The following is a 13,690-nucleotide window of genomic DNA, read 5'->3' as shown; positions in this document are numbered from 1 at the left end:
CCTGATAATTATTACGATAGCTAAGAGTTATTAGCTAACCGCAGCAAATGCTTCCACAATACGTTTAACATTATGGCGATTGACGCCTGCCATACAAACACGGCCAGTTCCAACCAAGTAAACCGCAAATTCGTCTTTCAGGCGAGCCACTTGCTCTTTAGAAAAACCAGTGTAACTGAACATACCGCGTTGCTTTAACAAGTGGTCGAAATTGTGGTTTGGTAATGCTTTTTTCAGCTCATCAACCAGTACCGTACGCATGTCTAAAATGCGCAAACGCATCTCTTCCACTTCTGCTAACCATTTGGCTTTTTCTGCGCTATTGGTTAATACCGCTGCAACAATTTTTGCGCCATTCGATGGCGGGCTTGAGTATAAGCGACGAACGCCCGCTTTTAACTGACCTAATACACGGTCGCGCTCATCTGGGTTTTCGCAAATAACGGATAGCCCTCCGGCACGTTCACCGTAAATACCAAAGATTTTAGAGAATGAATTGCTAACGAACACAGGCAAGCCAGCTTTAACCATCGTTCGGATAGCGTAAGCATCTTCATTAATGCCTTCTGCAAAACCTTGATAAGCAATATCTAAAAATGGGATCAGTTTACGCTCTAATGCCACCTTTGTGACTTCATCCCATTGTGCAGGAGTCAGGTCGGAGCCTGTTGGGTTATGGCAGCACGGGTGCATTAGGATGATGCTATTAGCAGGTAATTTTTTGAATGTTGCTAACATTTCATCAAATTTAACGCCTTTAGTTTTTTCATCAAAGTATGGGTAATAATGCACTTTTGTACCCGCACCTGAAAAAATAGAAGCATGGTTTTCCCAAGTTGGGTCACTGCACCACACTTCGGAATCTGGATAATATTGATGTAAAAAATCTGCACCAATTTTCAATGCACCAGAACCACCAATGGTTTGCACAGTAGCAATACGCTCCTGTGCAATTAGTGGGCAATCCTCACCAAATACTAATTTTTGCAATTCAGTACGGTAATCTTTCAAACCTTCCATAGGCAAATACAGTGATGCGCTTGCTGGCAGTTTATTTAACGCTGCTTTTGCCGTACCGACTGTCGCTAGTTCAGGGGTTTTCCCTTCACCATCATAGTAAAGACCGATACTCAAATTAATTTTATTTTCACGAGTGTCTTTATTAAATTCATCCATTAACGACAGAATTGGGTCGCCCGGATAAGCATCAACATGTTCGAACACAGGACATCTCCTAATCATTATTTTACGCTAAATAAACCAAGCGATGATTTGCCCTATTTAGCGCCATTTTTACGTTGTTATCTGAAAATAACCCTTTGCTGGCTATTCGTCTACATATTCCATTGCAACTCTAGAGGTTAACTTTGTCAGCAACTCATAGTTGATAATACCCGTTTGTGTGGCAATTTCTTCAACCGGTAGTTGATTTCCCCACAAAATCACGTCATCACCCACTTTATCATTGGCATTTAACCCTAAATCCACCACGGTCATATCCATGGAAATTCGCCCAACAATAGGCACTTTTCGTCCATTAATTAACACAGGTGTACCTGAAGGTACGTTACGTGGATAACCATCACCATAGCCGATTGCAACAACACCAAGCAGAGTCTCTTTATCACTGCACCATGTTTCACCGTAACCTACACATTGCCCTGCCGCATGTTTTCTAACCGCAATTAATGTTGATTTTAGTGTCATCGCGGGAAGTAAACCGAAGTCTTGTGCACTTTTCCCCTCTTGTGGCGAAGCGCCATACATCATGATCCCTGGACGTACCCAGTCATAATGAGCTTCTGGCCAAAGTAAAATCCCCGCGGAGGCCGCAATGGATTTTTCCCCCTCTTTATCAGCAATAAACTGTTTAAAGCAGGCAATTTGTTTTTCAGTTGTCGGTAAATGGGGGGTATCCGCTTGGCAAAAATGACTAACAATGTTGATAGGAAGCTGAACTTGTTGGCAGCGTTGTAAACGTTGATAAAAGCCTTCAGCATCTTTAGGGAGGACACCTAGGCGGTGCATGCCTGTATCTAATTTCATCCAAACTTTAAGAGGATAAGGCAATTTGGTGGCTTCTAGCATTTCAAGTTGTTCAATACAGTGGATCACGGTATCAATCTGGTTTTCTGCCATCAACAACAAGTCAGACTGCTCAAAAAAACCTTCCAGTAACACAATCGGTTTTACCACACCATGTTGCCGCAGCAATAGCGCCTCGTTGAGCCTTGCCACCCCAAAGCCATCCACCAGCTCTTCTACTGCCTGACCAACCCCTACTAACCCATGACCATAAGCGTTTGCTTTGACAACTGCAATCATTTGGCTATTTGGTGCAATTTCTTTCACCCGTTGCAAGTTGTGTCGCAGAGCGCGGCGGTTTATCAATGCGGTTGCCGCTTTCATTGTTTCCTCGTTCTTTTTCTCTAAACCCGCTAAAAATTAAGCTGCCCTTTGGCAGCCCAATATGTTCTCTATTTGTTATACGCTAAAAAATATCAATTTCCATTCGATATTATTTTTATGGATCATTTAATTTTAATACGCTAGTTCCAATACTCTAAATAGTTTGCGTTGTCGCTAGGCGGCGATTGAGCTAATCCTAGGAGCATACAAAAGTATGTGACTAGGATTAGGGAATGAAGCCAACACCGCGACAGCGCGAAATATGACGATTCCAATACTCTAATCCAATACTCTAAATAGTTTGCGTTGTCGCTAGGCGGCGATTGAGCTAAGCCTAGGAGCATACAAAAGTATGTGACTAGGATTAGGGAATGAAGCCAACACCGCGACAGCGCGAAATATGACGAGTATTTATGAGGAGTATTTAGTCCTCGTCGTTATAAGCCGGCCCCGCATAATTATCGAAGCGCGACCACTGCCCATTAAACGTCAACCGCACTGTACCAATTGGCCCGTTACGCTGTTTACCTAATATAATCTCAGCAACGCCTTTGAGCTCACTATTATCGTGATAAACTTCATCGCGGTAGATAAACATAATCAAGTCCGCATCTTGCTCGATAGACCCTGATTCACGTAAATCCGAGTTAACTGGGCGTTTATCAGCACGTTGCTCAAGGCTTCGGTTCAACTGAGACAGTGCCACCACCGGTACATTTAATTCTTTCGCTAACGCCTTAAGTGAACGTGAAATTTCGGCAATTTCTAACGTACGGTTGTCAGAAAGCGCAGGAACTCGCATCAATTGTAGGTAGTCAATCATGATCAAACTTAAACCACCATGTTCACGGTAAATACGCCTCGCACGTGAACGAACCTCTGTGGGAGTCAGGCCCGAAGAGTCATCGATGTACATATTGCGCTTTTCCATCAAAATACCCATCGTGCTTGAAATTCGCGCCCAATCCTCATCATCAAGTTGCCCAGTACGAATACGGGTTTGGTCAACACGGGATAATGATGCCAACATACGCATCATGATTTGGTTACCTGGCATCTCTAAACTGAAGATTAAAACCGGTTTTTCTTCCGTCATCGCCGCGTTTTCGCACAAGTTCATTGCAAAAGTGGTTTTCCCCATCGATGGACGAGCGGCCACAATAATTAAATCAGAACCTTGTAAACCTGCAGTTTTTTTATCGAGGTCTTGGTAACCTGTTGAAACCCCAGTAACACCGTCGTGAGGCTGCTGGTAAAGTTGCTCAATTTTTTCAACAGTTTCCGACAAAATGGCTTCAATGCCTTTCGGCCCTTCATCTTTATTCGCTCTTGATTCGGCAATTTGGAAAACTTTAGTTTCGGCTAAATCGAGGAGGTCTTCACTGCTTCGCCCTTGTGGGTCATAACCTGCATCCGCAATTTCATTAGCAACAGAAATCATATCGCGAACTATCGCACGTTCACGGACGATGTCTGCATAAGCATTAATATTCGCCGCACTTGGCGTATTTTTAGATAGCTCAGCCAAATAAGCAAAACCACCGACGCTATCTAATTCACCCTGTTGTTCTAGTGATTCCGATAGAGTAATAAGATCAATAGGTTTGCCTTGCTCAAGCAAAAATTGCATTTGCGAGAAAATAGTGCGGTGGGGTCGGCTAAAGAAATCAGCATGAGTCACACGTTCAGAAACGGTATCCCAACGCTCGTTATCTAACATTAACCCCCCTAAAACAGACTGCTCCGCTTCGAGAGAATGAGGTGGAAGTTTTAACCCTTCCATTTGGTGGTCTCGTGGGGCATCCGTTTTGAAATTTGATGAGGGTTTTTTAGCCATACATTAATATCCAAGTCTATAATTAACGATCTGCGCTTAGTATACGCCAATCTTATTTTTTTGTGGTTTTCTTTGCATCTTTACGCAAAGTCATCACAAGATAAAATACATCACTGAAAGCACAAACCTATAATTCTTCTGATTGAAACATGGCGTTATGATAAAACGATTGTTATTGTAATTAAAATGAATGGTTCTTATTGGAGATTGTCATGGCAAAACGTATTGAGTTCGCGCAACATGGCGGCGCTGACGTCCTTAACTTGGTAGATTACTCCCCAGCAAATCCAGCAGATAACGAAATTCAAATTGAAAACCGTGCTATCGGGATTAACTTTATCGACACCTATGTCCGCAGTGGTTTATACCCTGTCGCTAATCTGCCTTGTGGTCTTGGTACAGAAGCAGCGGGTGTTGTTGTAAAAACCGGTGCTCATGTCACAGGTTTCAAGCCCGGTGACCGTGTCGTTTATGCGCAAGGCCCACTAGGTGCTTATAGCGAAGTCCACAATGTTCCTGAAAATGCGGTCGCTCACCTCCCAGATGGTATTACGTTTGAACAAGCCGCAGCCAGCTCATTAAAAGGTATGACGGTTTATTATTTATTCCATCAGACATATCAACTGAAACGTGACGAAGTCTTTCTGTTCCATGCCGCTGCAGGCGGTGTTGGGCTGATAGCTTGCCAGTGGGCAAATGCACTAGGCGCTAAGATGATAGGCACAGTGGGTTCTGCAGATAAAGCGTTAAGAGCCAAAGATGCCGGAGCATGGGAAGTCATCAATTACCAAACAGAAGACATTGCAGCTCGCGTGAAAGAAATCACGAATGGCGAAAAAGTGAATGTAGCGTATGACTCTGTTGGTCAATCCACATGGCTTGCCTCATTAGACTCACTCAAACGCCGTGGCTTGATGGTTAGCTTTGGTAACGCCTCAGGCCCTGTCACTGGCGTGAATTTGGGGATCTTAAACCAAAAAGGCGGGTTATACGTTACTCGCCCATCGTTAGGCGTTTATGTGACTAACCGTGCTGAGCTAGACCAAGCTAGTAATGCCTTATTTGATATGATTTTAAGCGGTAAAGTGAACGTGGATGTACCGCAATCACAAATTTTTGCTTTAAAAGATGCACAAAAAGCGCATGTCACTATCGAATCGAGAAAAACCCAAGGTTCGAGTTTGTTAATTCCATAATTAGCCATATGACAGCCAAAAAGCGCCAATTGGCGCTTTTTTTCCCATATGTAGCTATTCACCGCGAGTGACAAACTCCAGAGCTTGCTCAACAACGGCTAGATCCGCCCCTTTTTTATGCGCATTTTCACTTAAATGCCGACGCCATTGGCGCGCACCAGGAATACCTTGGAAAATCCCTAACATATGCCTCGTCATATGACCTAAATAGGCGCCCTTTGTTAATTCATTTTCTATATAAGGGTACATCGCCCTAACTGCATCAACACCATTGGTGATAGGAAAGTGCTCACCAAACAATTGGTTATCAACCGCTGTTAAAATAGACGGGTTTTGATAAGCTTCACGCCCCACCATCACACCATCTAAATGTTGAAGATGCTGTTTGGCTTCTTCTAATGTTTTAATACCGCCATTAATGGCCATCGTCAGATGTGGGAAATCACGTTTTAATTGATAAACTCGCGGGTAATCTAATGGTGGGATTTCGCGATTTTCTTTTGGGCTAAGGCCGGATAGCCATGCTTTACGCGCATGGATAATAAACATCTCACAACCGCCTTTATCAGAAACGGTTTCAATAAAATCACATAAAAACGCGTAGCTGTCTTGCTCATCAATACCAATACGGGTTTTTACGGTCACCGGGATAGAAACCACGTCTTGCATGGCTTTCACGCAATCAGCAACCAATTGGGCATCCCCCATTAAACAGGCACCAAAACGCCCATTTTGTACGCGATCTGATGGGCATCCGACATTTAAATTAATTTCATCATAACCACGTTCTTGGGCCAGCTTGGCACATTGTGCCAATGCGGCTGGGTCGCTACCACCGAGCTGTAGTGCTACCGGATGTTCTTCCTCACTAAAGGCAAGATAGTCCCCTTTCCCGAAAATAATCGCCCCTGTTGTGACCATTTCAGTATACAGCAAGGTGTTTTTGCTTAATAAACGATGAAAATAACGGCAATGGCGATCTGTCCAATCGAGCATCGGCGCAACGGAAAATCGGTTTAGGTTGGTGTAGCCTTGTTTTGAGGTATTTTGATGCATGGTGGTCTTGTGTATTGAAATCAAATGGATAGCCCCAAAAAGTAAGGAGCCAAGCAAAAACAGCAGGCTATTATAGCATAGAGCGAACTAAGTGCGATGATGACGAAAACGAGCGGCTGAACTCAGCTAATTTAACGAAATAACCCCCGATATGAGCAATGTCATATCGAGGATTTCCAAACCAATTATGTCATTTTAATATTCAGTCACACACTATTTTTTCGCAGAAAGCAGTGCATAGCTGGTCATTAAGTTACGATAATCAGGGATATGGTTTGAGAACAACGTACCTAACCCTTCCACATCATTGCGCCAATCACGGTGTAATTCACAAGCGGCACCAAACCAGCTCATCAATTGGGCCCCTGCTTTTGACATTCTATCCCACGCGGCATCACGTGTGATTGGGTTAAATGTACCTGAAGCATCAGTAATAACAAAAACTTCATAGCCTTCTTCTAAGGCTGATAATGCAGGGAATGCCACACACACTTCTGTCACAACACCGGCAATAATCAACTGTTTTTTACCTGTCGCTTTGACAGCTTTGACGAACTCTTCGTTATCCCATGCATTGATTTGGCCTGGGCGGGCAATGAAAGGGGCATCAGGAAAAGTTTCTTTTAACTCAGGTACTAACGGGCCATTAGGACCATCTTCAAAAGATGTCGTCAAAATAGTCGGCAAGTTAAAATACTTGGCAAGATCCGCTAACGCTAACACGCTATTCTTGAATTTATCGGGGTCTTGGTCGCGAACCAGTGATAATAAACCCGTTTGATGGTCAACAAGTAATACAGCGGCATTATCTTTATCTAGGCGGTTATATTTGAAACTCATATCAACGACTCCTCAATAGTTAGAAAAGTACTCTATGTGGGTTCAGATAAAACAAAAGTGGTATTTAGTCTGCTTATCGCACCTAAAAAACCACTTTTCATCAAAAATATTTCAACAAGATGAATTCACACAATTCGTTATTTAGTTTCTGCGCTCATTGTGACAAAATTTCCCATACGAGCACTGGTAATTGTATAGCTATCCGCACCGGCGGCTTTAGCTTTAGCTGCAATTTTTGCTTCTGTTGAAGCCAGCGTATCACCTGTTGCAGTGATTGTTGCTGCTGATGCACCAAATGCGACGAAAGATAATACAGAAGCTGCCATCAAAGTTTTTAACATGTTCATAATCCAATTCCTTCACTTTTTATTCGATGAGACAACCCTTGTTGTCTGCGATGAAGGTATCATATCGACAATGTTATTTAGGTTAAAGCTAATAATATCGCTCAATTCATTCAAATTAACTGAACAACTTACTTTATCTGAAACTCACCATGGAATAAAACCGAAAGATATAATCAAGCAGCCTTGTGGTATGCTTTCCCAAAGTTGGTTTACTTCTCGCGCAACCTTTAATAGGAACTGTATATGCCACTCAATAACCGAACACTCCCTACATTTAGGTACCACCCGGATCCTATTGAAACTGAAGCTTTTCTGACGGATAAAACAGTAACCTGTGATTGTTGTAAGCAACCTACTGATATTTATTATGAAAGCCCGTTTTATTCTATTGAGGACATTGATGCTTTGTGTCCTTGGTGTATTGCCGATGGTTCTGCCAGTGCAAAATTTGATGGTGAGTTTCAAGACCCTGCCAGTGTTGAAGGTATTGATTGCGAATATGACGAGGACGGCGAGTTTTCACATACCCTAACCCCCTATCCTACTGAAATGTTTGATGAACTAATTAAACGAACACCGGGCTATCAAGGGTGGCAACAAGAAATTTGGCTCGCACACTGCCAAGAGCCTTGTGAATTCATAGGCTATGTTTACTGGGATGACATCAAAGATAAACTCGATGAATTTGTTTCCCTTGAAAATGATATCGCTGATTATGGTTTTTCAATTTCAGAGCTCGCGAATATTCTCCATCAAGATAGCGCTGCTCAAGGTTATTTATTTCGTTGTTTACATTGCAAAAAACTACGTTTGCATTTTGATTTTAGCTAATTTATACCAACTAAATCGCGTGAAGAGGCTTATCTTCACGCTCTCATCTTCAACTATTCATCAGTTCAATAATTTGCTCAGCTAATTCTGGCGTCGCGGCTGATAGCAAACTCCTCATTGAAAAAACTGAGTATAACGGACAGGTTATAGAATAAAGGCACTAAAATGCCTTATCGACCAGAGATAAAGCACCAATACAACCTAAATTTGTTGGAGAGACACCTCACCAAATGTCATAAATATCAAAGTATGCCCCGCAATCCCACGATATACCCCTTGCTGGCTATTGAGTTCGCAAGCCAATGCCGTTAATTGCCATGCGTCATATTCTTCAATGTGACTAATTCGGGCGGTTAATAATGCGTTGTCTTTCCGCTCGCCATAAGCTTTCACCACAATTGCATCTTGGGTTAAAGCGCTGTCGATAGAACTGTTTGCCCAGCTCCACATCCAACTGCCTTGGCTTTGGTCATAAGTACCAACAATTTGAACTGGCGCTGTTGCCATTATATTGTCAGGCGCATGAAAAATAATGGTTCCTTCGTCTTGGTTCACGGACCAATCGGCTTCATCTAATTTCCATGTATCACAATGAAATTGGTTTTTGGCCTGTAACGCATTCATACTGCGTTCAATTAATGCCTCATAAGGCATCTGTTCTATTTCATTATCCATTTATTACCCAATATTTTTTAATGCATTGATAATCAACTGCCAAAATTTATGATGGTCTAACTTAACCGCGACTTGAGTATGGCAATTTTCAGGCGCTGGATGACGGAAATCAGCCACTGTCATGCCTAGCGTGTGCGTTCCTGTCAGCTCAATATTCACAGGCACTTTTTGCGTAGTCATTACTGTCGGATCAATGACATAGGCAACCGCACAAGGGTCGTGCACTGGCGGAGCATCAAAGCCTTGAGCTTGCTTGTACATTTTCCCAAAGAAATCCAATAATTCGATGACAAATTGCGAACAATCACTGCCAATCGCAGCAATTTCTTTCACAACATCAGGGGTTGCTAGCGCTTGATGGGTAAGATCTAACCCCACCATGGTTAGTGGCCACTTTTCATTGAAAACAATATGAGCCGCTTCTGGGTCAATTTTAATATTAAACTCAGCTACCGCACTCCAATTCCCAACATGGTAGCCCCCGCCCATCAGCACCACCTCTTTAACTCGCTCGACAATGCGCGGTTCAAGACGAGCCGCAAGCGCAATATTGGTTAATGCACCAGTAGGAACTAAAGTCACTGTTTTAGGAGGATGAGACATAATCGTTTCGATAATCAGCGAAACCGCATGCCGTTCATCAAGCGTCAATGTGGGCGTTGGTAATACAGGCCCATCGAGACCTGATTCCCCATGAATATCAGGTGCGACTTCAATTTCCCGAACTAAGGGGCGAACCGAACCCGCGGCAAATGGAACACCGGTGATCTTCGCCATTTCAGCGATAGCCAATGCATTATGAGTGACTTTTTCAAGGGTTTGATTGCCGGCAACGGTTGTTACCGCCAATAATTCAATTTCAGGGTTACCATAGGCCAGTAATAACGCGATAGCATCGTCATGGCCGGGATCACAATCGAGGATTATTTTTTTGCTCATACCTTACCTTCTTAAAATTGGAGTCAGAAATGGCACTGACCCCAATTTAACGAGCTAGCAAGGCAAAATCTATGCTTAATATCTGAATACTTGGAAATTTATTTCAAAACATGCGCATAGACACGTTTTTTCTCACCTTCATTTTTCGAAATATAAACACCTTGTAGCTCAGGTGCAAAGCCCGGTAATGCATTAATCCCTGTTTCTAGTGCTTTGAAATAGCGCAATACTGGGCCAGACCACACTTCCCCTGGCACCACACACAGCACACCCGGTGGGTACGGTAGCGCACCTTCAACCGCAATACGCCCTTCTAATTCATCTAACGGCAATAATTCACAATTACCACGAATAAATTCTAAGTGTGCTTGCTGAGGCGCCATTTTTACTTCAGGGAAGTGATTTTTACGGAACATCTCTTTTTGCAGCTGTTTAATGTTGTCATTAACGCTGAGCTGATGCATTTCTTGGCACAGGCGACGCAATGTGTAGCCTTGGTAATGTGCTTGATAACGCTGATAAACCGATGGCAAAACCTCTTCCAATAGTGCGTCTTCATCCAGTAACTGTTCGAAACGGACTAAATGAGAGACTAACAGCTCCAGTTTTTCACGGGTTTCTGCGGGAGTTAACAAAAACAAAATTGAATTTAAGTCACACTTTTCAGGGATCACTCCGTGTTCACGTAAAAAATGCGCCAAAATCGTCGCAGGAACGCCAAAAGTTTCATATTCGCCACTTTCGACATCAATACCCGGGGTCGTTAGCATCAATTTGCAGGGGTCAACGAAGTATTGGTCCTGTGCATAGCCATCAAACGCATGCCAACGTTCTTGCGGTATGAAATTAAAGAAGCGCTGCTGCGCAGCGATTTGTTCCGTTGGGTATTCATGCCATGCCTTGCCATCCACCACTTCAGGAACAAAGGGTTTAAAATAACGGCAGTGCTGAAATATCGATTTTCTTACCTCAATCCCCACTTTCACGCAGTCCATCCACATCATTTTACCTGCATCACCTTGGTGAATACGTGCATTCACATCCAAAGAGGCAAACAAGGGATAAAATGGGCTAGTAGAGGCGTGCATCATAAAAGCATTGTTGAGTTTTTTGTGTGATACAAAACGCTCTTGTCCCTTGATATGATTATCTTTTTTATGAATTTGTGACGCTTGAGAAAACCCGGCCAGCTGTTTATGAACTGACTGAGTGACCATAATACCTGGGTCGTTTTCATTTAATTCAAGTAGCAATGGCGAGCACTGGCGCATCATTGGAATAAATTGTTCATACCCCACCCACGCAGAATCAAATAGAATGTAGTCACATAAATGACCTATTTTATCAACGACTTGCCTTGCGTTATACACCGTACCGTCATAAGTTCCAAGTTGGATCACGGCTAAGCGAAATGGTCGTTTAGCTTGAGCTTTTTCAGGCATCACTTCTTGAATAAGTTCACGTAGATAACTTTCGCCAAAGCAGTGCGCATCAATACCACCAATAAAACCAAAAGGATTACGTGCCGTCTCTAGGTAGACAGGTGTTGCCCCCGCCTGTATTAACGCCCCATGGTGGTTTGATTTATGATTATTGCGATCGAATAAAACTAAATCGCCCGGTGTTAATAGCGCATTTAGCACCACTTTATTAGATGATGAGGTACCATTTAACACAAAATAAGTTTTGTCCGCATTGAACACTTTCGCGGCGAATTTTTGTGCCTCTTTCGCGGCACCTTCGTGGATCAATAAATCGCCCATTGCCACATCGGCATTGCATAAATCGGTACGAAACAGGTTTTCACCATAAAACTGATAAAATTGTTCCCCTGTAGGGTGGCGACGGAAAAATTGGCCGCCCTGGTGCCCCGGACAGGCGAAAGTCACATTATGGCCCGCAGCATAATCCATCATTCGAGCAAAAAATGGCGGTAATAACTGCTCAAGGTACTGATCCGCAGCATCGAGCAATTGACGGCTATTTTCTTCACGGGCAGCTGGAGCTGGCGGTAATAACGCCGTTAAATAAGGTGGTAAATTTCCATCGGTTGGCAGCTGTTTATCACTGATGATAAACAGCGGAATACTCAGCTGGCTCTCAACGACTCTTTCCCACAGCCCTTGGTTGGCATCTTGTTCAGATAGCACGACAGCGGCAATATTGTTTAACTGTGCATCGCGAATATCTACCCACTGAAATTGATTAGTGAAATAGATTGCGACCCCCTGGCTACATGCCACATTGATTTTGTTCATAGCAGTCTGGCTCTTAGTTAGCTGAGGAAAAGAGGCGGACAATATACTTGATAGATCAGGGAATTGAAATGATTAGCATGGTAAGAAAAGAGGGCAAGATTTGGAAAGTCGAATATATTTTATAAGCCACTGGTTAATAGCATAAAAATTCTATCTCATCACAACCTACTTCCCCACACTTCAGGCCATCATAAAGATAATAAAAAGATAAATTAACCAATTAACCCGGTGATCACCACCAATTAATCGGCCAATTTATCTGTAATGGGACGTTAGTTGTTTTTTTCCACATACAACGTTTGTGATGGGAATGCGAAGTCCGCATCGTGGCGTTTAACTATCTCAATGATCTTCAAATACACCGCTTGCTGCGCGGCTAACCATTCAGCCCAAACTGTTGTTTTGGTAAAGCAATACACCATAATATTTAACGAAGAGTCAGCAAAAGCATCGAAATACACTAATAGAGTTTGGCTGGTATCGATATTGGCATCTTGCTGTAACATCGTACGGATATCGTCGACAATCGCTCCAATTTTATCTGAATCTTCGTAACGTAAACCAATTTCAGTTTTGATGCGTCGGTTAGTCATGCGCCCTGGGTTTTCTACACTAATAGAAGAAAAAACCGAGTTAGGAATGTATAGCGGGCGGTGGTCAAACGTAATAATTTTGGTGATCCGCCAACCAATTTCAACCACCGTGCCTTCGATATTTCTATCCGGTGAACTGACCCAATCGCCAATATTAAAGGGGCGGTCAAAATAGAGCATTATCCCTGAGAAAAAGTTACTTAGGATGTCTTTACCTGCCATACCGATAGCAATACCGCCAATTCCACCAAACGCCATCAAACCAGACAGGCTCATCCCAAAATGCTCACCAAACAGCAGTACCATAATGACAAATATTGCGGTTTTAAATACACGGGCGATAATACGAGCCGAAGTGGGGTCACTGCCTTTTTTAATCTGAGCTTTTTCTAGTCGGTTCGCTAATTGAAACAGTTTTCGCATTAAAATCAATGCAATCAATGTAATAGTGATAAAATTAACTAAAGAGGTTGAAATAAAAGTTAAATCAAAATCAGAGGCAGCCATATCGACATACTGAGCAATAACGATAACTACGCCACACAGCACTAGGGTTTGAACCACATGGATCAAAATACTTTTGCGCTTATGTTTATGCTTACGCCGTTTATGTACAATCTCAAAAACTAAATAGATTGCGAGAAAAGTCGCAATTAAGGTCATGCCAATGGCATATTTCTCAAGTAATGCTTCTATCATTTCTAACCGC

Annotated in this window: 12 protein-coding genes; 2 read left to right on the top strand and 10 right to left on the bottom strand. The window is 42.8% G+C overall.

The window, feature by feature from the left end:
- Positions 1–30 precede the first annotated feature (30 nt).
- From PR809_RS08955 to dnaB, 3 genes are all read right to left on the bottom strand, one after another.
- Positions 31–1,224: an amino acid aminotransferase gene (locus PR809_RS08955; RefSeq protein ID WP_166267309.1), complete on the bottom strand. Its 1,194-nt coding sequence runs from the start codon at positions 1,222–1,224 to the stop codon at positions 31–33.
- A 102-nt stretch (positions 1,225–1,326) separates the two neighbouring features.
- Complete coding sequence (alr, locus tag PR809_RS08950) at positions 1,327–2,409, bottom strand: alanine racemase (RefSeq protein WP_102139108.1); 1,083 nt, start codon at positions 2,407–2,409, stop codon at positions 1,327–1,329.
- A gap of 424 nt (positions 2,410–2,833) precedes the next feature.
- A complete protein-coding gene (gene dnaB, locus PR809_RS08945) occupies positions 2,834–4,246 on the bottom strand; it encodes a replicative DNA helicase (RefSeq protein ID WP_004260904.1) in 1,413 nt (470 codons plus the stop codon).
- A gap of 212 nt (positions 4,247–4,458) precedes the next feature.
- Between dnaB and PR809_RS08940 the strand changes: the two genes are divergently transcribed.
- Positions 4,459–5,442 (top strand): quinone oxidoreductase, encoded by a 984-nt coding sequence (locus PR809_RS08940; RefSeq protein WP_102139110.1) that lies wholly within the window; start codon positions 4,459–4,461, stop codon positions 5,440–5,442.
- A gap of 54 nt (positions 5,443–5,496) precedes the next feature.
- On the opposite strand, the gene dusA is transcribed toward PR809_RS08940, so the two are convergent.
- From dusA to PR809_RS08925, 3 genes are all read right to left on the bottom strand, one after another.
- Positions 5,497–6,498: a tRNA dihydrouridine(20/20a) synthase DusA gene (dusA, locus tag PR809_RS08935; RefSeq protein WP_102139111.1), complete on the bottom strand. Its 1,002-nt coding sequence runs from the start codon at positions 6,496–6,498 to the stop codon at positions 5,497–5,499.
- A gap of 213 nt (positions 6,499–6,711) precedes the next feature.
- A complete protein-coding gene (ycaC, locus tag PR809_RS08930) occupies positions 6,712–7,338 on the bottom strand; it encodes an isochorismate family cysteine hydrolase YcaC (RefSeq protein WP_004260919.1) in 627 nt (208 codons plus the stop codon).
- A 137-nt stretch (positions 7,339–7,475) separates the two neighbouring features.
- On the bottom strand, positions 7,476–7,685 hold the full coding sequence (locus PR809_RS08925) for a YdgH/BhsA/McbA-like domain containing protein (protein ID WP_004260921.1): 210 nt from the start codon (positions 7,683–7,685) through the stop codon (positions 7,476–7,478).
- A 243-nt stretch (positions 7,686–7,928) separates the two neighbouring features.
- On the opposite strand from PR809_RS08925, the gene cbrC reads away from it, so the two are divergent.
- Positions 7,929–8,516, top strand: a complete 588-nt coding sequence (gene cbrC, locus PR809_RS08920; protein WP_206275888.1) for a PF03691 family colicin E2 tolerance protein CbrC — start codon at positions 7,929–7,931, stop codon at positions 8,514–8,516.
- Positions 8,517–8,717: 201 nt separating this feature from the next.
- Here cbrC and PR809_RS08915 read toward each other — a convergent pair whose 3' ends face one another.
- The 4 genes from PR809_RS08915 to PR809_RS08900 form a co-directional block, all read right to left on the bottom strand.
- Positions 8,718–9,191, bottom strand: coding sequence for a DUF6882 domain-containing protein (locus PR809_RS08915; protein ID WP_206275887.1), 474 nt, complete (start codon positions 9,189–9,191; stop codon positions 8,718–8,720).
- A 3-nt stretch (positions 9,192–9,194) separates the two neighbouring features.
- A complete protein-coding gene (uriH, locus tag PR809_RS08910; RefSeq protein WP_206275886.1) occupies positions 9,195–10,130 on the bottom strand; it encodes a uridine-preferring nucleoside hydrolase UriH in 936 nt (311 codons plus the stop codon).
- Between the two features lie 98 nt (positions 10,131–10,228).
- A complete protein-coding gene (locus PR809_RS08905) occupies positions 10,229–12,388 on the bottom strand; it encodes an ornithine decarboxylase (RefSeq protein WP_206275885.1) in 2,160 nt (719 codons plus the stop codon).
- A 272-nt stretch (positions 12,389–12,660) separates the two neighbouring features.
- Complete coding sequence (locus tag PR809_RS08900) at positions 12,661–13,680, bottom strand: mechanosensitive ion channel family protein (protein ID WP_102139116.1); 1,020 nt, start codon at positions 13,678–13,680, stop codon at positions 12,661–12,663.
- Positions 13,681–13,690 lie beyond the last annotated feature (10 nt).

Source organism: Providencia sp. PROV201 (assembly GCF_028479545.1).
Taxonomy (GTDB): Bacteria; Pseudomonadota; Gammaproteobacteria; order Enterobacterales; family Enterobacteriaceae; genus Providencia; species Providencia huaxiensis.
This window is presented reverse-complemented; position numbering and strand designations above follow the sequence as displayed.

What these genes read in the sequence shown, in the direction of transcription:
- uriH (WP_206275886.1), bottom strand. Translation starts at nt 10,130, where the DNA reads ATGAGCAAAAAAATAATCCTCGATTGTGATCCCGGCCATGACGATGCT.
- PR809_RS08905 (WP_206275885.1), bottom strand. Translation starts at nt 12,388, where the DNA reads ATGAACAAAATCAATGTGGCATGTAGCCAGGGGGTCGCAATCTATTTC.
- PR809_RS08925 (WP_004260921.1), bottom strand. Translation starts at nt 7,685, where the DNA reads ATGAACATGTTAAAAACTTTGATGGCAGCTTCTGTATTATCTTTCGTC.
- alr (WP_102139108.1), bottom strand. Translation starts at nt 2,409, where the DNA reads ATGAAAGCGGCAACCGCATTGATAAACCGCCGCGCTCTGCGACACAAC.
- dnaB (WP_004260904.1), bottom strand. Translation starts at nt 4,246, where the DNA reads ATGGCTAAAAAACCCTCATCAAATTTCAAAACGGATGCCCCACGAGAC.
- PR809_RS08900 (WP_102139116.1), bottom strand. Translation starts at nt 13,680, where the DNA reads ATGATAGAAGCATTACTTGAGAAATATGCCATTGGCATGACCTTAATT.
- cbrC (WP_206275888.1), top strand. Translation starts at nt 7,929, where the DNA reads ATGCCACTCAATAACCGAACACTCCCTACATTTAGGTACCACCCGGAT.
- PR809_RS08915 (WP_206275887.1), bottom strand. Translation starts at nt 9,191, where the DNA reads ATGGATAATGAAATAGAACAGATGCCTTATGAGGCATTAATTGAACGC.
- ycaC (WP_004260919.1), bottom strand. Translation starts at nt 7,338, where the DNA reads ATGAGTTTCAAATATAACCGCCTAGATAAAGATAATGCCGCTGTATTA.
- dusA (WP_102139111.1), bottom strand. Translation starts at nt 6,498, where the DNA reads ATGCATCAAAATACCTCAAAACAAGGCTACACCAACCTAAACCGATTT.
- PR809_RS08940 (WP_102139110.1), top strand. Translation starts at nt 4,459, where the DNA reads ATGGCAAAACGTATTGAGTTCGCGCAACATGGCGGCGCTGACGTCCTT.